Genomic DNA, 20,612 nt, shown 5'->3' with positions numbered 1-20,612 from the left:
TATTTGAAATAGTCTCACATTTTAGATTAGTTCTCTTTCTAAAAAATAGCAAACAAAAAGGAGACCATTCGGTCCCCTTTCGTACAGCTTATTTTTTAGGTGATTTCATTGAACCACTCATTGAACGCATCACTTGGTTGACTTTCTTTTGTGATGGCTTTTGACCCATTTGCATCATCAATGTCTTAATCATATCTTCGTTGATTGGTGGGTTTTGCTCCAAGTAGTTCATCATGTATCGACGAGCGATATAGAAACCAAGGGCGACACCTGCTACCAAGCAAAGAAGGGCAATTAAAATCCAAATCCATGTAGCCAAGTTGCTTCCTCCTCTAACTTAAAACGTCGCTTTTTACTATACTATAATTCCAATTGTTTGCATAGATGATAATAGATGAAAAACGAGCCCGACGTAAGATCGGACCCGTTTTCTCCGGAAGTGATTATCCGAGTTGCTTGACTGTTGCTAATACGTTTTCAACAGACATGCCGTATTCTTTCAAGAGGAAGTCCCCAGGAGCAGATGCGCCGAAACGATCGATTCCGATGACTTGTCCTTCTGTTCCTACATATTTGTACCAACCGAGTGAAGCGCCTGCTTCGATTGCGACACGCTTCGTGATGTGTTTTGGAAGAACTGATTCTTTGTACTCTGCTGACTGTGCTTCGAATACTTCCCATGATGGAAGAGAAACGACAGCTGCTGACTCACCAAGTTCTTTTTGTGCTTCGACAAGAAGGTGAACTTCTGAACCTGTACCGAGCAAGAGTGTATCAGCTTTCGTCACATCACCAGCGATGACATAACCACCTTTTTCAGCGCCCTCTGTCGTCGTACCTTCAAGTTCAGGAAGACCTTGACGTGTCAAGACGAGAAGTGTCGGTTTGTCTTTCGCTTGAACCGCTGTTTTCCATGCTGCGATCGTCTCTTTTCCGTCTGCAGGACGGTAAATCGTGACGTTCGGCATTGCACGGAAACTCATCAAGTGTTCGACTGGCTCGTGTGTTGGACCATCTTCACCAACAGCAATCGAATCGTGCGTCAAGACGAAGATTGATGGAAGTCCCATTAACGCAGCAAGACGAACCGCTGGACGGAGGTAATCCGAGAAGACGAAGAATGTCGCGCCGTAAGGAATGACGCCGCCGTGAAGTGCCATACCGTTGACAGCCGCAGCCATTGCGAATTCACGTACACCGAACCAGATGTTACGACCGCTTGGTTCGATATCGAAATCTGCTTCGCCTTTGAGCATCGTGTTATTCGATCCTGCAAGGTCAGCTGAACCACCGAACAATGTCGGAACGTTCTTCGCAAGACCATTCAAGACTTCACCGCTCGTTTGGCGTGTCGCTTTTTTCGATGACAAGTCGTACGTCGGAAGATCTGCTTCCCAGTTGCTTGGCAATTCGTTTGCGATCGCGCGAACGAGTTCAGCATGCAATTCTGGATGAGCTGCTTCGTATTGTTTCATCGTCTCGTTCCATGCGTCTTCTGCAGAAGCACCACGTTGGACGATCCGCTCGTCAAACAATGACTTAACTTCTTCAGGCACGTAGAACTCTTCGTGATCCCAAATGTAGCTTGCTTTCGTTAATTTGATTTCCGCTTCACCGAGTGGTGCACCGTGAGAAGCCGATTTACCTGATTTGTTCGGTGAACCGAAACCGATGACTGTCTTGACTTCGATCAATGTTGGTTTTGTCGTCTCTGCTTGTGCCGCCGCGATTGCTTTCGAAATCGAATCGATATCCGTTCCGTCTTCTACGCGAATGACTTGCCAGTTGTACGCTTCGAAGCGCTTCTGGACGTTTTCAGAGAATGATTTATCGAGATCGCCATCAAGTGAGATATCGTTTGAATCATACAATACGACCAATTTACCAAGACCAAGGTGACCTGCGAGTGAAGCCGCTTCAGCTGAGACACCTTCCATCAAGTCTCCGTCTCCACAGATTCCGTATGTGAAGTGATCGACGACGTTGAGATCGTCACGGTTGTATTTTGCTTCAAGATGACGCTCTGCCATCGCCATACCAACTGCCATTGCAATCCCTTGACCAAGTGGACCTGTCGTTGCGTCTACACCAGCCGTGTGACGGTATTCCGGGTGACCTGGTGTTTTTGATCCCCATTGACGGAATGATTTAAGATCATCCATTGATAGATCATATCCCGATAGGTGGAGGAGTGAGTAGAGAAGCATCGAACCGTGTCCGGCTGAAAGTACAAAACGGTCGCGGTTGAACCATTCTGGATTTTTAGGATTGTGGTTCATATGATCCGCCCAAAGCGAGAATGCCATCGGCGCTGCTCCCATTGGCATACCTGGGTGACCCGAGTTCGCCTTTTGTACGGCATCAATCGATAAGGTACGAATCGTATTAATTGCTAATTGTTCTACTGTCGTCATGTTCGTCAAAACAATCATCCTCTCTCTTTTTCACAAATTCCTACTCATTTTAGCACACTCTCAAATGTGATACAACTTTTCTAAATAGTATGTCACATTAAAATGAATGCGCTATCTATAGCCGTTCTTCCGACTCATACAGGATGTATGAATCGATGAAAGATCTCTATTAAGATGTATTGCTATCGTACAATGTTTCCTATCTAACCAATCTAACAAAAAAGAGATCCACCGATTGGGGACCTCTTCCTTACTATAGAAGAAATAAACGATTATTGTTTATTCCGTTCTTCTTCTTGTGCTTGTTTCAATTTCTCTGGTGTTACGTCCGTTCCTTCTTCATCGACGATTTTCATGCCCATGAGTTGGTTTTTGAACGATCCACGGAATGCTGCGAGATACGCTGCACGTAACTCTTTTTGCTCTGCCGTTTCGGCTTCTGATAACGGCTCGACTTTTGATTTATTCGCTAATGCATTGATTCGATCTAATTGTTCTTGTGATAACATGGAATCCCTCTTTCTGTACGACTCAAACTTGAGTTGTTCAATTGTATCCTTACTTTAAAAGAGGCTATAAAAAAAAGCAAGTTAACCGCGTCAGTCGACGGGTAACTTGCTCTTCATTCCGGGCTAGGTGTCAGTTCGCGGTATTCAAGATATCGACGATTGACCGTTGCTTTTGAAATATCATGTCCCATCCCACGCAAGGTGATGGCGATATCTGAAAACGTCAGTCCGAGCTCTCGAAGACGTACGATTTCTTCGATCGGTACGTCCTTTCGACTACGCCCAGAGTTCTCTCCTTGGCGATTCAGATTTCGTTCCGGGCGAAAGCCTTGTTCAACAGCTCGCCGCATGCCGCGCGCAATTTTTGCGTTATGCAGTTTCCGTTGATATTCTTCCACCAGTGAGACAATCTCAAGGACCATTGCTTCTGCATCCGCAAGCTGGTATTCTCCATCGGAATCAAGTGTCATCAACCGAACACCGTGCTTCTTAAACGTGTGCAAAATAGCGATTTTCGCATTCCCCCGACCAATTCGTGTGTCATCTGTCACGAGTACCGCATCTACCGCATCACGTGTCACATGGTCAAGAACCGTCAGCATTCCTTCCCGATCAACGTCATATCCACTCTCTTTTTCAGAGACGATGTCTATGACATCAAAACCCTTTTGAGACGCGACCTTGGAAAGCTCCATCCGTTGGCGTTCAATCGAACTATCTTGTGCTTCTTTTTCGGTCGACACCCGACAATAAATCACGACCTTCATCGTACCTCACATCCCTGTTCGTTCTTTCACAACTTTTCCATTTTGTCATTGTTGTGCGATTGGTACAACGATTTTGCTTTTTGAGATGACGTGTTTTGTCTCGACATCATTATTTTTGATCAACCAGTTGACGTATTCTTCATCTGACATCGAACCATCATTGTAGACTTCAGCAATTTGTTCGACTGTAGCGTTCTCATCGACCGTAACGGAAGCGGTCATCAGTTGCGCTACCTTTTCATCCGGGCGTGGTGTGAGTAAAAAGATCACGAAGGCAATACTTAATGCATAGAAGAGAATTGAAAAAGCATGAGTACGAATCGTATGAATCATCATGAATCCCTCCAAATATGAAATGAATGATTTAGAATAAATGTTCGCGGAACAATTGTTCGCATAACTCATAATAAACACAGAACCCGTGTTCGGTCAACACAAAATGTCGAACAATTGTTTGTACGCTCATTTGTTCTATGTTATAGTGAATCTAGAAACATATATTCTTACATTTCAAACTTCAATCCAGAAAGAGGTGGCAATTCGTATGCGGAAAATGTCTAAGCGCCAACAAGAGATTCTCGACTACATCGTCTCTGAAGTGAAACTGAAGGGGTATCCACCATCAGTTCGTGAAATCGGAGAAGCAGTCGGACTCGCGTCTAGCTCGACGGTACACGGTCATTTGGATCGACTCGAGAAACGGGGAATGATTCGCCGTGACCCGACGAAACCACGTGCGATTGAGATATTGCTTGATAAGCCTGAAGAAATCACGGAAGCCATCGTCCATGTTCCCGTCATCGGGAAAGTCACAGCGGGTCTTCCGATTACAGCGATTGAAAACATCGAAGAACAGTTCCCACTCCCTGCACATTATGTAGGAAACGAAACGGTCTTCATGTTAACGATCGATGGTGAATCGATGATTAACGCAGGTATTCTTGACGGCGATCGTGTCATCGTGCGCCAACAAAACACAGCAGAAAACGGAGAAATCGTCGTAGCTATGACCGAAGATAGCGAAGCGACGGTGAAACGGTTCTTCTTAGAAGATCAACAGGTACGTCTACAACCAGAAAATGACTCGATGGATCCGATGTATTTCGATAATGTCTCCATTCTTGGTAAGGTAATCGGCGTGTATCGGACGATTCATTGACGGAGGGACCAGTTACGACTGGTCTTTTTTCATGCCTTCAGGAAATGTACATGATACCGTCAATACCGTCGCACTGACGGGTTACGTTGCGTATTCGGTCGCAACGCAACAAACCGATTGGTTACCGACCGCCATTGGCATCGCTGTTGGTACTCTTTGGTTGTCACCCGACCTCGATTTAAAGTCAGAACCGTATTATCGCTTTGGACCATTTCGAGTCTTGTGGATGCCGTATGTCAAGATCATGCCTCACCGATCGATCTGGTCACATGGACTGATCATCGGAGACATCATCCGGCTTCTTTACAGTGCTGCGATTCTGATTCCGCTACTATTTTTAAGTCTATATTTTCAGGTTCTTGATTCTGCTACGATTGATTCGTGGTTCGCTTCCTTGCCTGCATTCGTCGTCGGTATCATGGTGGCAAGTACGATTCATATCCTACTAGATTATTCCAGCAGTTGGTTTCGACCTAAAAAAAGAAAAAAACGTCGTCGGTAACACCTCTTTTGCTTGCTTGCAAGCAGAATGAGGTGTTTTCTTATCCACTTTTTCGTATCTTTAAACATCAAAATAAAAAATTTCCATTCCTATATTTCAATTATATGTATTGAAAACGTTCTCAATTCGGAGTAATTTAAAGTAGAAAGGCCATTATCTGCTTTAATCCAAAGGGAGGGTTTTTGCATGAATAACTTTGTATTGGAAATGATCGGTACGATGATCCTCATCCTGCTCGGGGATGGAGTCGTCGCCGGTGTCGTCTTGAAAAAGACGAAATCGGAAAACAGCGGATGGATCGTCATCACATTCGCTTGGGGTCTTGCCGTCATGACAGCAGCATTCGTCGCTGCTGAAAGTGGAGCACACTTGAACCCCGCATTGACGATTGCACTTGCTTTGAACTCTGACCTACCGTGGGCAGACGTTCCGATCTACATTGCCGGACAACTTGTCGGAGCTTTCATCGGCGCCATTCTCGTTTGGCTTCATTACATGAAACATTTTGAAGCGACTGATGATCAAGCTGCAAAACTCGGTGTGTTCGCAACAGGTCCAGCGATTCGTCATACGCCGTCGAACTTGATTTCTGAGATCATCGGGACATTTGTTCTCGTCTTCGGTATCTTGGCACTTGGTTTAACAACGTTCGGAGATGGCTTAAAACCACTCATCGTCGGTTTACTCGTCGTCGTTATCGGTCTCTCGCTCGGTGGTACAACAGGGTATGCCATCAACCCGGCTCGTGACCTTGGACCGCGTATCGCGCACGCTATCCTACCGATTCCGAATAAAGGTTCATCTGACTGGGGCTATTCATGGATTCCTGTCGTCGGTCCGATCATCGGTGGAGCGATTGCCGTGTTCATCTATCAATTGATCTACTAAGATCACATCTCACTAACACATACCGCTCAAGGGGGATTTCGAAATGGAAAACAAGTATATCCTAGCACTCGACCAAGGTACGACAAGCTCACGTGCGATCATCTTCGATCACGATGGGAAAATCGTCAACTCGGCACAACGGGAATTCAAACAGTACTTCCCACAACCAGGCTGGGTCGAGCATGATGCAAACGAAATCTGGGGTTCGATTCTTGCCGTCATGGCCGAAGCACTCGGGACAGCAGATATCAAACCTGAGCAAATCGCTGGAATCGGCATCACGAACCAACGTGAAACAACAGTTGTCTGGAACAAAGAAACAGGCAGACCGGTCTATCACGCACTCGTTTGGCAATCGCGTCAAACGTCTGGTATCTGTGACGACTTAAAAGAACAAGGTTTGAACCAGAAGTTCCGCGACAAAACAGGACTTCTGATTGATGCCTACTTCTCTGGCACAAAAGTTAAATGGATCCTCGACAATGTCGAAGGTGCACGTGAGCAAGCAGAGAACGGTGAATTGCTCTTCGGTACGATCGATACGTGGCTCGTTTGGAAACTGTCTGGTGGAAAAACGCACATCACGGACTACACGAACGCTTCACGAACATTGATGTATAACATCTACGAACAAAAATGGGATGAAGAGTTACTCGATATCCTCGGTGTTCCTGCTTCCATGTTGCCAGAAGTTCGTCAGTCGAGTGAAGTCTACGACAAAACGGTACCGTATCACTTCTTCGGTTACGAAGTGCCAATCGCTGGTATTGCGGGTGACCAACAAGCAGCACTCTTCGGTCAAACGTGCTTCGAAGCGGGTGAAGGGAAAAACACATACGGAACAGGTTGCTTCATGCTCATGAACACAGGCGAGAAAGCCGTTTCTTCTGATCATGGACTCTTGACGACGATCGCTTGGGGCGTCGATGGAAAAGTGGAATATGCGCTGGAAGGTTCTATTTTCGTCGCTGGTTCTGCGATCCAGTGGCTCCGTGATGGACTCCGTATGCTGAAAAATGCGAAAGATTCAGAAGGTTACGCAACGAAAGTCGACTCAACAGACGGTGTTTATGTCGTTCCTGCCTTCGTTGGTCTTGGTGCGCCATACTGGGATTCAGATGTACGCGGAGCAATCTTCGGATTAACACGCGGAACAGATAAGGAACACTTCGTTCGTGCAACGCTTGAATCACTCGCTTATCAAACACGCGATGTGTTGACAGCGATGGAACAAGATTCTGGTATCGAACTGAAGACACTTCGTGTCGACGGTGGTGCAGTAGCGAACAACTTCTTGATGCAGTTCCAATCGGACATCCTCGGCGTTCCTGTCGATCGTCCAGAAATCAACGAAACGACAGCACTTGGTGCAGCCTACCTTGCTGGATTAGCTGTTGGTTACTGGAAAGATAAAGCGGAGATCAAAAAACAATGGAAGCTGGATCACCAGTTCAAACCAGAGATGAAAGAAGACGATCGTGAACAACGCTATGCCGGATGGCAAAAAGCAGTGGAAGCGACAATGGTCTTCAAACCATCAAAATAAAACAATTGACCCGGTCCCTTTTGCAGAGGGACCGGGTTTTCACTGTTCTATAGAAACATAATGCGGGGTGTATCATGAATCTTACCTATTCGGATCAACAACTAAAAGCATGCATTCAGGACGCGCTGGATGGCAACATCACACTTGAAGAACTGGCGGATTGGTGTTACCGCTACATGACCGACGTGTACCATAACAATCATTACCATATCGCAACCGACGGACGTGGGAGCTATCCGTTAAGTGAGCAAGCGACTGAAGTAGCGAACGATATCGATGCACAATGGGATCTTTATCTTGCTAACAGTTATTCTCTAAATGAATTACAAACCATTGATTTAGCTACAATTCGCTTACCTAGAGAGTGGTTAGAAAAATGGCTCTCGTCGTTTTAAATCGTCACGCATAAGATCGACGATCATCTTTCATTAAAAAAATTCCCCCTTCGCCTAATCGCAAAGGGGAATCTGATCCTTATTTGCTAAACTCTTTTTTCAATCCGTCTTCAATCTCATCAACGGATTTCGACTGCCCGCTAAGAACAGCTGCTAAAAACGCGCCTTCGACGAGTGGTGCGTCGATAAACCGAACTGTCCGTTCGCCACTATATAGTTCAAGGGCCAATTCCGTGTTCATCGTCGCAGAACCGATATCCGTTAAGACGACTCCATCATCGTCCAGTGTATTTAGTGTTTCTTCGATTCGCGTCGCGTCCGTTCCAATGCTACCGTCCTCAAGACCTGCCGCTACTAAGACTGGCGTATCCGGTGCCATCTCTGCTAACAGTTCCTTTAGTCCAGTCGCAAGTTTTTCACTATGGGAAACGAGTACAAGATTAACCATGAAGCACCTCCGCGATTTCGCCGAGTAACAACGCACTCGATAGACTACCTGGGTCCTGGACGCCTTCCGTCGCTTCACCGAAGTAAGACGCGCGCCCTTTCGTTGCGATGCGCGCTTTCGTATCAGCAAGCGCTTGATCGATTGCCGCTTTCAAATCCCCTTCTCGCGAGAGCGCCTCTTGGAACGGTGTCCAGATATCGACCATCGTCTTTTGACCGAATTCCGATTTTCCACGCGATTTGATGCCTTCCGTCGCTTCATGAAAAGCATCCGCGAGTTCCGCACCTTCGACTTCCGTTTTCCCTTTGAACGCACCAGCGAACTTAACGAAGGCTGTTCCGTATAAAGGACCGGACGCCCCACCGACCGTCTTGATCAGCGTCATCCCGACTTCTTTCGATAGAGCTCCTAAATCCTCATATTCGCCGTGTTCTTCTAACGTCTTTTGGACTGCTTGGAAGCCACGTGACATATTGATCCCGTGGTCCCCGTCACCGATTTCCCGGTCAAGGTCCGTCAATTCATCCTTGTGCTGTTCAATCTGTTCCGCTGCTTTGATGAGCGCGCTTCGTAACTGTTCCGTCGTCAACTTCATCTTTGTACACCCCGTTTATCTAAATTAGAATCCAATCGCTTTCGTTTCTGCATCGAGATAACCAAGCAGTTCATCATCCACTGGTAAGAGCGTAATTGAGAATCCGTGCATCTCAAGCGACGTCATATAGTTTCCAACGAACGAACGGGCAATCTCGTAACCATGTGCCTGAAGTTCTTCCGCGACGTATTTATACGTGATATACAGTTCGGATTCTGGTGTTCCACCCATCCCATTCACCATGACTGCGACTTTTTTGTCTGGTACCTCTTTTGTCAGACGATCGAGCAACTCTTTAACGATCGCATCAACGGAAGCGACTGCTTTTCGTTCAAGTCCTTTTTCACCATGGATGCCGATTCCGATTTCCATCTCGTCATCATGCAACTCAAAGCCTGGCTTGCCACTCTCTGGCATATAACATGGTGAGAGTGCCATTCCGATCGAACGAACGCCCTGGATGACTTTTTCCGCGACTGCTTTGACTTCACTCAGTGATTTCCCTTCTGCAGCTGCAGCTCCGGCAATCTTATGGACGAAGACCGTTCCCGCAACCCCACGACGATCCTCTTCCTTTTTGATCGCGATGTCATCATTGACGACGACCGTGTCGACTTCGATGTCCTCGAGTTCAGCGAGTTCCTTTGCCATATCGAAGTTCATGACATCACCCGAGTAGTTCTTGACGACGAGTAAGACACCTTTCCCACCATGGGCTGCCTTAATGCCTTCAAGCACCATGTCCGGTGTCGGTGACGTGAAGACTTCCCCACAAACAGCCGCAGCAAGCATACCGTCACCAACGAATCCCGCGTGCGCCGGTTCATGCCCACTTCCCCCACCAGAGACAAGACCAACTTTTCCGTCAAGCGGCACTTTCCGCGCGACGACATTGACCCCTTCGACCTTTTTATACAAATCAGGGTGAGCTAGTACGAGTCCGTCGACCATGTCTGAAACGAACCGGTTTGAATCTTTCATTAATTTGTGCATGAAAAACGCTCCTTTACCTAACTGATTTTGCCGTACCACTTAGTCTTTACCACCAAATCAAGTCGAATATGTCGAAAAAAATGATGAAAATATTGACCAGTTGGTGACGATATCCCGCATGAATGCTATGCTCTAAAAAAAGAGGAGGATTCGAATGTCATCAGCCTTTCAAGCAGGTGTCCGTGCCTGTCTACCCACTGTCCTCGGATATATCGGCATCGGCTTCTCAGCCGGGATCGTCGGTCGTGCCTCCGGCTTATCCCCTCTTGAAGTCGGATTCATGTCCGTCTTCATCTATGCCGGCGCCGCCCAGTTCATCATCACGAGTCTCTTACTATTAAATAGTCCTGCTTCTGCCATCATTCTGACGACGTTCATCGTCAATCTCAGGCACTTGTTAATGAGTCTGACGCTTGCGCCACATGTCGAGACACGCCATCTCCGCGACCGCCTCGGTACTGGAACGCTACTGACGGATGAGTCGTTCGCTGTCGCGATGAATACTGCCCAAAAAGGGAAGCTCTCCCCGTCGTTTATGCATGGCTTGAATCTGACTGCTTACTTTAGTTGGATCGTCGCAACCGTTCTCAGCGCCCTTGTTGGCAGCTGGTTCCCTGATCCCGAGCGCTTCGGTCTCGATTTTGCCCTGACAGCGATGTTCATCGGCTTATTATACTTACAGTTTGAAGGGGAACGTTCCCGTATTGTCGTGAATAGTTTTCTTTTACTGATTGTCTTACTATTGCTTTACATAACCATGCGCTACTTTTCTCCAGAAGTCGCCGTTCTTTGCGCGACGCTCGGTGGTGCAAGTATAGGAGTCGTGATCACACGATGGAAATCCGCCCAGAATTAATTGCTCTTTTTTTAGTTTGTGGACTCGTCACTTGGATTCCACGCGTCTTACCGTTTCTCGTCCTTCATGGACTGACGTTACCGCGCCTCGTAACAGAATGGCTCTCGTTCATTCCGGTCTGTCTGCTTGGTGCCCTCTTCTTTCAAAATCTCCTCATCGCTCAAGATGAGGCGTTTCCGACGGTTTCGACGCTTCATGTCTTCGCAGCATTACCGACCATGGCGGTCGCGATTTTCAGTAAAAGTTTATCCTGGACGGTCGTGACTGGTGTTGTCACGATGGCGTTTCTACGATTGTATCTATAACAAATCTACTATTTCTTTTATGTAGCACAATTTGATATCCATCTTGTGCTATCCTTAAATAGAAATAAATGGATAGTGAAGGAGGTCCTGATATGCCAAATAAGCAGTTTATACCCTATTTGATATTGCTGTGCGCCATTTTTATAATCGCGAGTCAAATGGATCTACCTTATATGCTAAAACAAGGACTGATCGTGCTGTACGTCGTCGCCTATTTCGGTGCGATGATGGTTTCTCGCAAAATGAAAATCAGGGATCATAAACAATGATTTAAAAAATCTCCTCTAGTCTTAAGAGACTAGAGGAGATTTTTGTGTTCACGTATTCGCTTGTACATCCTGATAGGAAGGCTGTTGTTCAAACTCTTTTTTCGCAAAGGGACATAACGGCAATAGCTTGACGTTTGCTTCGCGTGCCCAGTTGACGATCTCGGCAACGAGTTGTTCCCCGATCTGTTGATTCCGGTGCGCGGGATCGACGTATGTGTGATCGATGATCCACATGCCGTTGTTCGTGTCGCTGTAGGTGATTTCCCCGATCACTGCACCCTCGTGATGGGTTTCGATTTTACGTTCTGCTCGTTTCAGCTCCATTTGTTTCCCTCCGTTCGTAAGATAAGGCGCCGCTCGGACAACCGTCGACGACCCGCATTACGTCTTCCACCGGTGCCCCGTCCGCTTCAATCCACGGACGTCGTTTGACATCAAAGACAGTTGGTAGACTTTGTACACAATGACCAGAGTGAATGCAGACTTCCGAATCAAAATAGACCGTGATTTCTTCGCCTTCATATCCTTTTTTCATGATGTATCGTCTCCCTTTCTTTGTACTCTTGTATCTTTCCACATCCTCGACTCATTCCCTGTCGCGGACATGAAAAAAGCACTTCCGGACAGAAGTCCAGAAGTGCTTAAGTTGGATTAGAACAAGACCATGTACTGATCGCGTTCCCATTCCGTGACTTGCGTCCGGAACATATCCCATTCGATTTCTTTCAATTCAACGAAGTGCTCTGCGATGTGATCGCCGAGAGCGTGCATGACGACGTCATCCGCTTTCAAGACTTCGAGTGCGTGGCTGAGTGTTGATGGAAGATCATCAATTCCGTTTGCAACACGTTCCGGTTTGTCCATGACGTAGATGTTACGATCGATTGGAGCCGGTGCTTTCAAGTTGTTCTTGATTCCGTCAAGACCTGAAGCGAGCAATGTCGCAAGCGCGAGGTACGGGTTCGCTGCTGGGTCGACTGAACGGACTTCGATCCGAGTCGAGAGTCCACGTGCTGCAGGAACACGGACGAGTGGTGAACGGTTACGTGCTGACCATGCGACGTAGCAAGGTGCTTCGTAGCCAGGAACAAGACGTTTGTAAGAGTTGACTGTCGGGTTACAAACCGCTGTGAACGCACGAGCGTGTTTGAGGATACCTGCCGTGAAAGCACGTGCATCATCCGACAATTGCATATCTTCGTTGCTTTCATCGAAGAAGACGTTCTCGTTGCCTTTGAAGAGCGACATGTTCGCGTGCATTCCTGATCCGTTGACACCGAAGAGTGGTTTTGGCATGAATGTCGCGTGCAAGTTGTGCTTCGCAGCAATCGTCTTGACGACGAGTTTGAACGTTTGGATGTTATCCGCAGTCGTGATCGCATCGGCATATTTGAAGTCGATTTCGTGTTGACCTGGTGCGACTTCGTGGTGTGATGCTTCGATTTCAAAGCCCATGTTCTCGAGCTCGATGACGATCTCTTTACGGCAGTTTTCGCCGAGGTCGACTGGTGCGAGGTCGAAGTATCCACCTTGGTCGTTCAATTCAAGTGTCGGACGACCTTTTTCATCTTTCTTGAAGAGGAAGAATTCTGGCTCTGGTCCAACGTTGAATGATGAGAAACCGAGTTCTTCCATCTCTTTAAGTACCCGTTTGAGCTGACCACGTGGGTCTCCTGCGAACGGCGTGCCATCCGGATTGTGGATGTCACAGATTAAACGTGCAACTTTCCCTGTTCCATCTTCTGTCCATGGGAAGACGACCCATGTGTTTAAGTCTGGGAAGAGATACATATCTGATTCTTCGATTCGGACGAATCCTTCGATCGATGAACCATCGAACATCATTTTGTTATCAAGTGCTTTTTCCAATTGGCTTACTGGAATCTCAACGTTCTTGATCGTTCCGAGGATATCTGTGAACTGTAAGCGAATGAAGCGTACATCCTCAGCTTTAGCGATTTTCAAAATGTCTTCTCGTGTAATGTTGCGACGTGTCATGTGACAAATCCCCTCTCCGATTCGTTTTTATATGGTTACAGGTCCTTACTTGAAGAAACGCCCGAGCTCACCTTGTATAAGCGACGTCTTTCCATGTCGTCCTGCTTCCTTCAATTCATTTTTCAGGAGTTTATACAATTCGCCGTCAGATAATTCCGGGCGCGTCTCGACGACGCTCTCCGCAACGCGTTCGCGTTTGACGAGATCGTTTTCAAAAATCAATTTGATCCCTGCGATATTCAGTCCCTGATCCAGGTATTCCTTAATCGACAACAGGCGATCGACATCGTTGAACGAATAGAGGCGACGTTTCGTCTCTGTCCGCTCCGGCTTGATCAGTCCCTGTTCTTCGTAGTATCGGATCTGGCGGGCAGATAACGCGGTCAACTCTTGAACGACTCCGATGGGAAATAGTGGCTTGGACTGGCGTGATGAGTCTGCCATGTGGTTCCTCCTTTTTCCTTACTCCATGAGAATAAACCTCTGTCAGGCAACTTGTCAAGCGATGTAAGAAAAGTTAACACAACTTTTTTAATCGCTTTACATGAAGTCGTTCAGAGGTCTTTTCACGAGATATTCTAGTATTAAACGTTTTTTTCTGGAATTAATTGTTTTTCCATCAAATGATTGACGGCTGAGATGATGGCGATTTTTACGTGACTATACGTCAAACCACCTTGGACGTACGCGGTATAGGGCGCACGGATCGGACCATCCGCTGACAACTCAATCGATGATCCTTGTACGAATGTTCCTGCTGCCATGATGACATCGTCCGCATATCCCGGCATATAATCCGGAATCGGTAACGCATGTGCATTGACGGGTGAAGCAGCTTGAATCGCTTGACAGAAGGCAATCATCGGCTCCGGCGCATGGAACGAAACCGATTGAATCAAATCCGTCCGTTCTGCCGTATGATGCGGTGCCGTATCAAAGCCGAACTGACCGAGCATGCTCGACGTGAACATCGCGCCCATCAACGCTTGGCTCACCGTATGTGGTGCCATATAGAAACCTTGATACATATCCGGAAGTGCGGATAACGATGGACCGGCTTCGGCGCCAATCCCTGGCGTCGTCATCCGGAACGATGCCCGTTCGATCAAGTCCGTTCGACCGACGAGATAACCGCCAGTCTTCGCAAGACCACCACCCGGATTCTTAATCAACGACCCTGCCATCAAGTCTGCCCCGACGTGCGTCGGTTCGATTGTCTCGACGAATTCACCGTAGCAGTTATCGACGAAGATCAGTACGTGCGGATGGACAGCTTTGATGGTGGCAATCGCTTCTCCGATCTCGTTGACCGGCAGACTGCGTCGCGTCGCATACCCTTTTGAACGCTGAATCCCGACGACCTTCGTCTGCGGTGTGATCCGTTCGAGAACGGCCGGTACGTCGATCGTCTCGGCGTTTTTCATCTCGACGACATCATACTGGACGCCCAGTTCCTTTAATGAACCGCGTCCGTCACCACGAATTCCGACGATCTCTTCAAGCGTGTCGTATGGTTTTCCTGTGATATAGAGCAATTCGTCTCCTGGCAATAACAAACCGAACAACGCGATACCGATCGCATGGGTTCCGCTGATGATTTGCGGACGACAAAGACCGGCTTCCGCACCGAAGACATCGGCATAGATCCGTTCGAGCGTATCGCGTCCTTCATCGTTGTAGCCGTACCCTGTTGACGGCATGAAGTGAAAATCACTGACCTTGTGACGTCGGAACGCATCGAGGACACGGAATTGATTGTATTCCGCGACCTCTTGCGCTTTCTTGACGTACGGGGCGATTTGTTCCTCCGCCCGGTCAATGAGCGGACGGAGCGTTTCGTAATGGGTTAATTCTGAAAACATGTTTACACCTCGTATTGTTTCAATGTCGCGTATAGACGCGTATCTTTACGCAAGTAACCTTTTAGAATGACGGAACCATCTTCTTCGAACGATTCCTTCAAATTCATCATGACTTCTTTCGCCGGATTGTAATGAGCAAATCCGTCAACTGGAATACGAATCTCGAGATACTCGAGAATTTCGCTGATCGAACGTTCGATCTCTTCGATCAAGCGCTCGATATCCTGCGGGTCAAGCGCAGAAATCAGCAGTTTTCCACCTGTGAACAAGCGGTTCAATTGATCCTTCTTGTTGTAGACTTCCAGTTGCGGAATGTCACCGGCACCGAGTTCATCGAGGACATCGTTCGTCGTCTGCATCTGATTCAAGTAATGCTCACTCGACGCATCAACGACATGGAGGATCAAGTCGGCTTCCAGCACTTCCTCGAGTGTCGAACGGAACGCCGCGATCAACTTCGTCGGGAGATCTTGAATGAAACCGACCGTATCCGTCAGGAGGATTTGACCACCTTCCGGCAAATCGACTTGACGTGTCAACGGATCAAGCGTCGCGAACAACTCATCCTTCTCGTATGTGTCGGCTTGTGTCAACCGGTTGAAGATCGTTGATTTGCCGGCATTCGTATAACCGACGAGCGCGATTTGGAATGTCTGGTTCTCTTTGCGACGTTCCCGGTAACGGGCACGGTGCGCGACGGATGTCTCGAGTTGTTTCGAGATCTCATCGACCCGACGCCGGATATGACGGCGGTCCGTCTCGAGTTTCGATTCACCTGGTCCACGCGTCCCGATTCCGCCACCAAGACGTGACAGTTGTGTTCCCTGCCCGGCAAGACGTGGTAAGAGATAACTCATCTGTGCCAGTTCGACCTGCAATTTCCCTTCGCGTGACTGGGCTCGGCCAGCGAAGATATCGAGGATCAACTGCGTCCGGTCAATCAATTTGATGGCTTCCGGGTCCGACAAGGCGATCCGGATATTCTTCATCTGACCGGGCGTGACCTCGGCATTGAATATGATTAAATCAGGTTCAAGTTCGTCTGCTAAAGCAACGAGTTCTTCAACCTTTCCTTTTCCGATGAACGTACGGCGATCAATCGCTTGTCGTTTTTGATCCAGACGACCGACGACGACACCATGCGCAGTCGTTACGAGTGCTTCGAGCTCCGCGACCGATTCTTCATAGACATGGTCCGGGACACCGGGGAGCTGGCAACCAACGACGATGACGCGTTCTGACATAATATCATTCCTTTCACGAGTAAAGACGTACTGCGCCCTTTATCATACCACAGGCACCGGTTCGTCTGAACTTTTTTGGACAGGAAACATCCGTTCGGTTTATGATGGAAGAAAGATTACGATAAGGGGAGGAAAACCATGGCACGCGAACAGTCGTATACGCTTCCAGAGTTCATTGAACGCTATTTGTTTTATCTAACGACAAGTGGACGGCAACTTTCGACCGTCCGCCGCTATCGCTATGATTTAATCGAAGTCCATCGCTACATGACCGATGTCGACCAACCACTCGAGACGATCGACGATTTCAAGGCGATTTCGATCGAGACGTGGAAGACGTTCATCAATGAATACTTGATCGAAGAGAAACTCTACCAGCAAGCAACGGTTGCCCGGATCGTCACCGTCATCAATCAAGTCAATTATCAGATTCGACAAACGAAGGCGAAGCTGATTGAATACGCACAACCGACGCACGAATTGACGGCAAAACACGTCGCTTCCTTCAAGGAATATGAACAATTGGTCCGGACGAATCAATCCGATCGCGGCTTGACGGAACATCAATTGAAGGCACGTCCGTATTTGATCGATCGAAACGAATTGATTCTCCGTCTGTTTTATCGTTACGGTCTACGTGTCCATCACATCATTGGTTTGAAGATGCACGATCTCAATTTCGCCCAGCAAGAGATGACCGTTCATGACCGACTCGGCAACCGTTACCTGCTTCACCTCGAGCGGGAAGATCAAGACATCATGTTGCGTTACTTGAAGACGATTCCGGAGCCGGTCCGCCCCCGTTATAACAGTACCGACCCCTTTTTCGTCGCCTTCGACTTCGCTCGGATGACATTCCGCTGGGTCTACAGCAAAAATGCACCGAAGCAACTATCGATCGTCATGATCACGAAGATGATGCGTCAGCTGAATGAACGGTCCGATAACAAGCGGATCTTGACACCGTCGATGTTACGCAACAGTTTCATCTTAAAAACGTATCAGGACGAGATGACGAAGGAAGAACGTCTGCAGAAGACATGCCTCTATAAGGATGTCTCGCTCCGACGTTATGAAGAGGCGGTCGAGGAACTGACACCGTTGTTGTAAAAAAATCATTAGGCTTGGATGTGACATAGATGACGATTCGAATGACTTATGATCAAGAAGCAGAAATGGGATATCTATATCTCTTCCCAGAAACATTTACTCCCGCGATTGAAGAAACTGACGAGCTAGAAGAAAATGAATTCCTCAACGTAGACGTTGATCAAGAGGGACGCATCGTCGGAATCGAATTTTTCAATGAAGAAGCGAATGTGATCCGCGCCGTCCATTCACAAGCATTCTTATACGCAGAACATACAGATCGTTTCTCGCTCCGATTGCAAAACACGATTCCGAAAAGTTCGTGTCACCTCCAAGGAGTTACGTTCTACTTTGCTGAACCCGACCATACCGGATTCATCGGACTTGATATCCTCGACTTGGAACGGTACCCTGTCGACGTTCTTCGCACGCTTGCTCAGCCAACCTATAAATAATGAAATGAACAAAAAAGACGACCCCCCGGTCGTCTTTTTCATTAGCGAGAGACTTCTTGTGTCTCTTCTTGCTCATATAACGTCACGTTGCGCGCTGGTGCGAACGTCGAGATCGCGTGTTTGTAGATCAATTGCTGTTTACCTTCCGACTCCAAGATGACTGTGAAGTTATCGAATGACTTGATCAGCCCCCGTAATTGATACCCGCTGATTAAGAAAACTGTTGTCGGGACTGCATCTTTCCGTAATTGATTTAAAAAGACGTCCTGAATGTTGTATGTCGCTTTCATGATTCCCCGTGCCCCCTCTTTTTATCTGTTTCTGTCTTCGGGCAACTCTTATTTAACCGCTTTCAGAAACTCTACAGTTCTATCATAGATAATTTTGAACGTTTCTTCAAATGAAAACTTTCCCATATCTACCCAAACGCCATCAAATTGATGACGGAACCATGTCAATTGACGTTTCGCGAAGCGTCGTGTGTTCCGTTTCAGCATGTCGACAGCAGGATCGAGTGGTGCCCCGTCAAGGACTGGTAACATCTCTTTGTAACCAATTGCCTGTAAGGCCTTCGTCTGTCGATATCCGGCAGCATCAAGACGCGCCACTTCCTCAAGAAGCCCACTTTCGACCATCATATCTACTCGCTGATCGATCCGATCATACAAGCGATCCCGGTCTTCCATGTGTAGGACGAACAGTAGACTCTCGTAAAGTGCAGGCTTACTACCGGTCGTTTGTGTCTGACCCGTCCGCGCGACCTCGATCGCCCGCACGACCCGCTGAATGTTATTCGGATGAATCGCTTCGGCACGCACCGGATCAAGTTCCTTCAACTGATCATGTAGCGCATTCGCTCCATGTGTCGCTGCATACGCTTCGAGTTCAGCCCGTAAGGCTGGATCTTCTGCCTGCTCGGTGAACTGATAATCATATAAAATCGAACGGATATAAAGCCCTGTTCCACCGACGATGATCGGTAACTTCCCCCGACTTGCGATCTCATCGATCGTCGCTCGGGCAACCGTCTGGAAACGCGCTACACTCATCTCATCATCCGGTGTAACGAGATCAAGCAGATGATGCGGCACCCCTTCCATCTCTTCGGTCGTCACTTTTGCCGATCCGATATCCATCCCTTGATAGACTTGGACAGAGTCTCCAGATAAGACTTCTCCGTTTAATCGCTTGGCTAGTTCAATGCCCGTCTTCGTTTTTCCGACTGCCGTCGGTCCGACGATGACGATGACTGGTTGTTTCTTCATTTTTCTTCACCCATTCTCTATCTTTTCATTCTGATTCGAGTGTACCACAGCCACTTCGATGGATTAAAAAAATCCACGAAAAAACCGCCCATTCCGGACGGCTCCCATTTGTATTTCTTATACCCGACGGATGAAATCGTCATAGATGGCACTAAAGATGCACCACCCACAAATGACGACGCCTGTCAGCATGATGCCCCAATCTGCCATGGTCGTTCCTCCTCTAGTCATCGTTATTCTCTCTTTTGACGGTTTGAACGGTTTGTAAACCCTTTCGAGCAGGTTTGACACCAATTCTTGGAATCAGTATGATAAAAGTACGATTGGTACGTAGCGCGGAAGCTGACCTGCATCGGCTTCCTATTAGAGGCACTGCCTCTCGATTCCATGTCTTGTGCTTGCACGAGGCGACATAGGAAGAATTCGTTCTTCCAAGCGACAGGTCCGGCATCATGCCCGGGCCTGTTCTGCGTGCCGATACATTATTTCGAAAGGAGCCGATTATCGTGCGTATTCAAATCATTGGTGGATCAGGTACCGGAAAAAGTACACTGGGCGCCTTCATCGGGCAAGCTGAACAGATTCCCTGGATTGATACAGACCATTATCTTTGGAAAGATACGACGTTCACTGAAAAGCGAGACGTCTCCGAGCGATTTTCCATGTATGAAGCAGATCTTATGTCTTACAACGATTACATCGTCTCCGGTTCTGTCTTCGCCTGGCATCCGGACGGTTTCATCAATCGGGACTTGCTTGTCTTCCTGTCGCTCGACGAATCGGTTCGGATGGAACGTCTCATCGCACGCGAAGCAGCACGATACCCAGATTTTACAGGCTCCAATGAATTCCTTGACTGGTGCCGGACGTATCATACGGCGACGGACCCATCGATGATCGGTACGTTCGCAGAACACCAGTATCAAATGGACCGGTCAATTTCCCCGATTCTCATAGTAGATGCTTCGTTATCGACACAACTTCAGTATCAAAAAATAATCGAGACATACGATCGTTTGTCGCTTCATCCATGAAAAACGGGTCCCCCTCTAT

At 47.7% G+C, this 20,612-nt stretch carries 27 protein-coding genes; 11 read left to right on the top strand and 16 right to left on the bottom strand.

All coding sequences use genetic code 11. The features are described 5' to 3' along the window. Window positions 1-88: 88 nt before the first annotated feature. The 5 genes from ESP131_RS08130 to yneA all read right to left on the bottom strand — a co-directional run bounded on the left by ESP131_RS08130 (window position 89) and on the right by yneA (window position 4,026). The gene (locus ESP131_RS08130) at window positions 89-319 is read right to left on the bottom strand and encodes a YneF family protein (protein WP_012370001.1); all 231 of its coding nucleotides are present in this window, start codon (window positions 317-319) and stop codon (window positions 89-91) included. Window positions 320-443: 124 nt separating this feature from the next. After that, window positions 444-2,414 (bottom strand): transketolase, encoded by a 1,971-nt coding sequence (tkt, locus tag ESP131_RS08125; RefSeq protein ID WP_231925712.1) that lies wholly within the window; start codon window positions 2,412-2,414, stop codon window positions 444-446. 272 nt (window positions 2,415-2,686) lie between these two features. Further along, a complete protein-coding gene (locus ESP131_RS08120) occupies window positions 2,687-2,923 on the bottom strand; it encodes a DUF896 domain-containing protein (RefSeq protein ID WP_035398122.1) in 237 nt (78 codons plus the stop codon). Window positions 2,924-3,036: 113 nt separating this feature from the next. Continuing rightward, entirely contained in the window at window positions 3,037-3,690 is a 654-nt protein-coding gene (locus ESP131_RS08115; RefSeq protein ID WP_047391188.1) for a YneB family resolvase-like protein, read from the bottom strand. 45 nt (window positions 3,691-3,735) lie between these two features. Beyond that, window positions 3,736-4,026, bottom strand: a complete 291-nt coding sequence (gene yneA / locus ESP131_RS08110) for a cell division suppressor protein YneA (protein WP_231925710.1) — start codon at window positions 4,024-4,026, stop codon at window positions 3,736-3,738. A 208-nt stretch (window positions 4,027-4,234) separates the two neighbouring features. On the opposite strand from yneA, the gene lexA reads away from it, so the two are divergent. The 5 genes from lexA to ESP131_RS08085 all read left to right on the top strand — a co-directional run bounded on the left by lexA (window position 4,235) and on the right by ESP131_RS08085 (window position 8,180). Beyond that, window positions 4,235-4,849, top strand: coding sequence for a transcriptional repressor LexA (lexA, locus tag ESP131_RS08105; RefSeq protein ID WP_023467770.1), 615 nt, complete (start codon window positions 4,235-4,237; stop codon window positions 4,847-4,849). 31 nt (window positions 4,850-4,880) lie between these two features. Then, on the top strand, window positions 4,881-5,351 hold the full coding sequence (locus ESP131_RS08100; RefSeq protein ID WP_047391185.1) for a metal-binding protein: 471 nt from the start codon (window positions 4,881-4,883) through the stop codon (window positions 5,349-5,351). Between the two features lie 186 nt (window positions 5,352-5,537). Beyond that, complete coding sequence (locus ESP131_RS08095) at window positions 5,538-6,239, top strand: MIP/aquaporin family protein (RefSeq protein WP_023467768.1); 702 nt, start codon at window positions 5,538-5,540, stop codon at window positions 6,237-6,239. A 43-nt stretch (window positions 6,240-6,282) separates the two neighbouring features. After that, window positions 6,283-7,785 carry a glycerol kinase GlpK gene (gene glpK, locus ESP131_RS08090; protein ID WP_047391182.1) on the top strand — a complete coding sequence of 501 codons (1,503 nt, stop codon included), beginning with the start codon at window positions 6,283-6,285 and terminating at the stop codon, window positions 7,783-7,785. A gap of 74 nt (window positions 7,786-7,859) precedes the next feature. Continuing rightward, on the top strand, window positions 7,860-8,180 hold the full coding sequence (locus ESP131_RS08085; protein ID WP_047391178.1) for a hypothetical protein: 321 nt from the start codon (window positions 7,860-7,862) through the stop codon (window positions 8,178-8,180). Window positions 8,181-8,259: 79 nt separating this feature from the next. On the opposite strand, the gene dhaM is transcribed toward ESP131_RS08085, so the two are convergent. The 3 genes from dhaM to dhaK are packed head-to-tail and all read right to left on the bottom strand — an operon-like array spanning window position 8,260 to window position 10,216. Continuing rightward, on the bottom strand, window positions 8,260-8,628 hold the full coding sequence (gene dhaM / locus ESP131_RS08080; protein WP_029341248.1) for a dihydroxyacetone kinase phosphoryl donor subunit DhaM: 369 nt from the start codon (window positions 8,626-8,628) through the stop codon (window positions 8,260-8,262). Beyond that, complete coding sequence (gene dhaL / locus ESP131_RS08075; protein ID WP_047391174.1) at window positions 8,621-9,223, bottom strand: dihydroxyacetone kinase subunit DhaL; 603 nt, start codon at window positions 9,221-9,223, stop codon at window positions 8,621-8,623. Before dhaL ends, dhaM begins: the two co-directional genes overlap by 8 nt. Window positions 9,224-9,247: 24 nt before the next feature. Beyond that, a complete protein-coding gene (gene dhaK / locus ESP131_RS08070; RefSeq protein WP_023467763.1) occupies window positions 9,248-10,216 on the bottom strand; it encodes a dihydroxyacetone kinase subunit DhaK in 969 nt (322 codons plus the stop codon). Window positions 10,217-10,370: 154 nt separating this feature from the next. Here dhaK and ESP131_RS08065 point away from each other — a divergent pair, with 154 nt between their 5' ends. The 3 genes from ESP131_RS08065 to ESP131_RS16640 all read left to right on the top strand — a co-directional run bounded on the left by ESP131_RS08065 (window position 10,371) and on the right by ESP131_RS16640 (window position 11,646). Then, entirely contained in the window at window positions 10,371-11,072 is a 702-nt protein-coding gene (locus ESP131_RS08065; protein ID WP_069940397.1) for an AzlC family ABC transporter permease, read from the top strand. Next, window positions 11,051-11,377 carry an AzlD domain-containing protein gene (locus ESP131_RS08060; protein WP_047391165.1) on the top strand — a complete coding sequence of 109 codons (327 nt, stop codon included), beginning with the start codon at window positions 11,051-11,053 and terminating at the stop codon, window positions 11,375-11,377. Before ESP131_RS08065 ends, ESP131_RS08060 begins: the two co-directional genes overlap by 22 nt. A gap of 92 nt (window positions 11,378-11,469) precedes the next feature. Beyond that, entirely contained in the window at window positions 11,470-11,646 is a 177-nt protein-coding gene (locus ESP131_RS16640; RefSeq protein WP_156772492.1) for a hypothetical protein, read from the top strand. Window positions 11,647-11,694: 48 nt separating this feature from the next. Here the strand turns inward: ESP131_RS16640 and ESP131_RS08055 are convergent, their stop codons facing one another. The 6 genes from ESP131_RS08055 to hflX form a co-directional block, all read right to left on the bottom strand. After that, on the bottom strand, window positions 11,695-11,970 hold the full coding sequence (locus ESP131_RS08055) for a GNAT family N-acetyltransferase (protein WP_047391162.1): 276 nt from the start codon (window positions 11,968-11,970) through the stop codon (window positions 11,695-11,697). Continuing rightward, window positions 11,945-12,181, bottom strand: coding sequence for a (4Fe-4S)-binding protein (locus tag ESP131_RS08050; RefSeq protein ID WP_047391159.1), 237 nt, complete (start codon window positions 12,179-12,181; stop codon window positions 11,945-11,947). Before ESP131_RS08050 ends, ESP131_RS08055 begins: the two co-directional genes overlap by 26 nt. 116 nt (window positions 12,182-12,297) lie before the next feature. Further along, the gene (glnA, locus tag ESP131_RS08045; RefSeq protein ID WP_029341242.1) at window positions 12,298-13,644 is read right to left on the bottom strand and encodes a type I glutamate--ammonia ligase; all 1,347 of its coding nucleotides are present in this window, start codon (window positions 13,642-13,644) and stop codon (window positions 12,298-12,300) included. Window positions 13,645-13,689: 45 nt separating this feature from the next. Further along, entirely contained in the window at window positions 13,690-14,088 is a 399-nt protein-coding gene (locus ESP131_RS08040) for a MerR family transcriptional regulator (RefSeq protein WP_023467758.1), read from the bottom strand. Between the two features lie 140 nt (window positions 14,089-14,228). After that, window positions 14,229-15,506, bottom strand: coding sequence for a methionine gamma-lyase family protein (locus ESP131_RS08035; protein WP_029341241.1), 1,278 nt, complete (start codon window positions 15,504-15,506; stop codon window positions 14,229-14,231). Window positions 15,507-15,508: 2 nt separating this feature from the next. After that, window positions 15,509-16,750, bottom strand: coding sequence for a GTPase HflX (gene hflX / locus ESP131_RS08030; RefSeq protein WP_034785946.1), 1,242 nt, complete (start codon window positions 16,748-16,750; stop codon window positions 15,509-15,511). Window positions 16,751-16,888: 138 nt separating this feature from the next. Here hflX and ESP131_RS08025 point away from each other — a divergent pair, with 138 nt between their 5' ends. Together ESP131_RS08025 and ESP131_RS08020 are read left to right on the top strand one after the other, a co-directional pair. Further along, window positions 16,889-17,860 (top strand): site-specific integrase, encoded by a 972-nt coding sequence (locus ESP131_RS08025; RefSeq protein WP_047391156.1) that lies wholly within the window; start codon window positions 16,889-16,891, stop codon window positions 17,858-17,860. 29 nt (window positions 17,861-17,889) lie between these two features. After that, window positions 17,890-18,294: a DUF2283 domain-containing protein gene (locus ESP131_RS08020; RefSeq protein WP_052169384.1), complete on the top strand. Its 405-nt coding sequence runs from the start codon at window positions 17,890-17,892 to the stop codon at window positions 18,292-18,294. 41 nt (window positions 18,295-18,335) lie between these two features. Here the strand turns inward: ESP131_RS08020 and hfq are convergent, their stop codons facing one another. Both hfq and miaA read right to left on the bottom strand, forming a co-directional pair. Continuing rightward, window positions 18,336-18,584 (bottom strand): RNA chaperone Hfq, encoded by a 249-nt coding sequence (gene hfq, locus ESP131_RS08015; RefSeq protein WP_023467753.1) that lies wholly within the window; start codon window positions 18,582-18,584, stop codon window positions 18,336-18,338. A gap of 48 nt (window positions 18,585-18,632) precedes the next feature. After that, window positions 18,633-19,559 (bottom strand): tRNA (adenosine(37)-N6)-dimethylallyltransferase MiaA, encoded by a 927-nt coding sequence (miaA, locus tag ESP131_RS08010; RefSeq protein ID WP_029341237.1) that lies wholly within the window; start codon window positions 19,557-19,559, stop codon window positions 18,633-18,635. Window positions 19,560-20,065: 506 nt separating this feature from the next. Here miaA and ESP131_RS08005 point away from each other — a divergent pair. Further along, window positions 20,066-20,593 (top strand): P-loop NTPase family protein, encoded by a 528-nt coding sequence (locus tag ESP131_RS08005; protein ID WP_029341236.1) that lies wholly within the window; start codon window positions 20,066-20,068, stop codon window positions 20,591-20,593. Window positions 20,594-20,612 lie beyond the last annotated feature (19 nt).

This window comes from Exiguobacterium sp. U13-1 (assembly GCF_001750115.1).
Taxonomy (GTDB): Bacteria; Bacillota; Bacilli; order Exiguobacteriales; family Exiguobacteriaceae; genus Exiguobacterium_A; species Exiguobacterium_A acetylicum.
This window is presented reverse-complemented; position numbering and strand designations above follow the sequence as displayed.

Excerpts from the sequence above, each read along its gene's own strand:
- tkt (WP_231925712.1), bottom strand. The coding sequence starts at position 2,414 with ATGACGACAGTAGAACAATTAGCAATTAATACGATTCGTACCTTATCG.
- ESP131_RS08120 (WP_035398122.1), bottom strand. The coding sequence starts at position 2,923 with ATGTTATCACAAGAACAATTAGATCGAATCAATGCATTAGCGAATAAA.
- ESP131_RS08115 (WP_047391188.1), bottom strand. The coding sequence starts at position 3,690 with ATGAAGGTCGTGATTTATTGTCGGGTGTCGACCGAAAAAGAAGCACAA.
- yneA (WP_231925710.1), bottom strand. The coding sequence starts at position 4,026 with ATGATGATTCATACGATTCGTACTCATGCTTTTTCAATTCTCTTCTAT.
- lexA (WP_023467770.1), top strand. The coding sequence starts at position 4,235 with ATGCGGAAAATGTCTAAGCGCCAACAAGAGATTCTCGACTACATCGTC.
- ESP131_RS08100 (WP_047391185.1), top strand. The coding sequence starts at position 4,881 with ATGCCTTCAGGAAATGTACATGATACCGTCAATACCGTCGCACTGACG.
- ESP131_RS08095 (WP_023467768.1), top strand. The coding sequence starts at position 5,538 with ATGAATAACTTTGTATTGGAAATGATCGGTACGATGATCCTCATCCTG.
- glpK (WP_047391182.1), top strand. The coding sequence starts at position 6,283 with ATGGAAAACAAGTATATCCTAGCACTCGACCAAGGTACGACAAGCTCA.
- ESP131_RS08085 (WP_047391178.1), top strand. The coding sequence starts at position 7,860 with ATGAATCTTACCTATTCGGATCAACAACTAAAAGCATGCATTCAGGAC.
- dhaM (WP_029341248.1), bottom strand. The coding sequence starts at position 8,628 with ATGGTTAATCTTGTACTCGTTTCCCATAGTGAAAAACTTGCGACTGGA.
- dhaL (WP_047391174.1), bottom strand. The coding sequence starts at position 9,223 with ATGAAGTTGACGACGGAACAGTTACGAAGCGCGCTCATCAAAGCAGCG.
- dhaK (WP_023467763.1), bottom strand. The coding sequence starts at position 10,216 with ATGCACAAATTAATGAAAGATTCAAACCGGTTCGTTTCAGACATGGTC.
- ESP131_RS08065 (WP_069940397.1), top strand. The coding sequence starts at position 10,371 with ATGTCATCAGCCTTTCAAGCAGGTGTCCGTGCCTGTCTACCCACTGTC.
- ESP131_RS08060 (WP_047391165.1), top strand. The coding sequence starts at position 11,051 with ATGGAAATCCGCCCAGAATTAATTGCTCTTTTTTTAGTTTGTGGACTC.
- ESP131_RS16640 (WP_156772492.1), top strand. The coding sequence starts at position 11,470 with ATGCCAAATAAGCAGTTTATACCCTATTTGATATTGCTGTGCGCCATT.
- ESP131_RS08055 (WP_047391162.1), bottom strand. The coding sequence starts at position 11,970 with ATGGAGCTGAAACGAGCAGAACGTAAAATCGAAACCCATCACGAGGGT.
- ESP131_RS08050 (WP_047391159.1), bottom strand. The coding sequence starts at position 12,181 with ATGAAAAAAGGATATGAAGGCGAAGAAATCACGGTCTATTTTGATTCG.
- glnA (WP_029341242.1), bottom strand. The coding sequence starts at position 13,644 with ATGACACGTCGCAACATTACACGAGAAGACATTTTGAAAATCGCTAAA.
- ESP131_RS08040 (WP_023467758.1), bottom strand. The coding sequence starts at position 14,088 with ATGGCAGACTCATCACGCCAGTCCAAGCCACTATTTCCCATCGGAGTC.
- ESP131_RS08035 (WP_029341241.1), bottom strand. The coding sequence starts at position 15,506 with ATGTTTTCAGAATTAACCCATTACGAAACGCTCCGTCCGCTCATTGAC.
- hflX (WP_034785946.1), bottom strand. The coding sequence starts at position 16,750 with ATGTCAGAACGCGTCATCGTCGTTGGTTGCCAGCTCCCCGGTGTCCCG.
- ESP131_RS08025 (WP_047391156.1), top strand. The coding sequence starts at position 16,889 with ATGGCACGCGAACAGTCGTATACGCTTCCAGAGTTCATTGAACGCTAT.
- ESP131_RS08020 (WP_052169384.1), top strand. The coding sequence starts at position 17,890 with ATGACGATTCGAATGACTTATGATCAAGAAGCAGAAATGGGATATCTA.
- hfq (WP_023467753.1), bottom strand. The coding sequence starts at position 18,584 with ATGAAAGCGACATACAACATTCAGGACGTCTTTTTAAATCAATTACGG.
- miaA (WP_029341237.1), bottom strand. The coding sequence starts at position 19,559 with ATGAAGAAACAACCAGTCATCGTCATCGTCGGACCGACGGCAGTCGGA.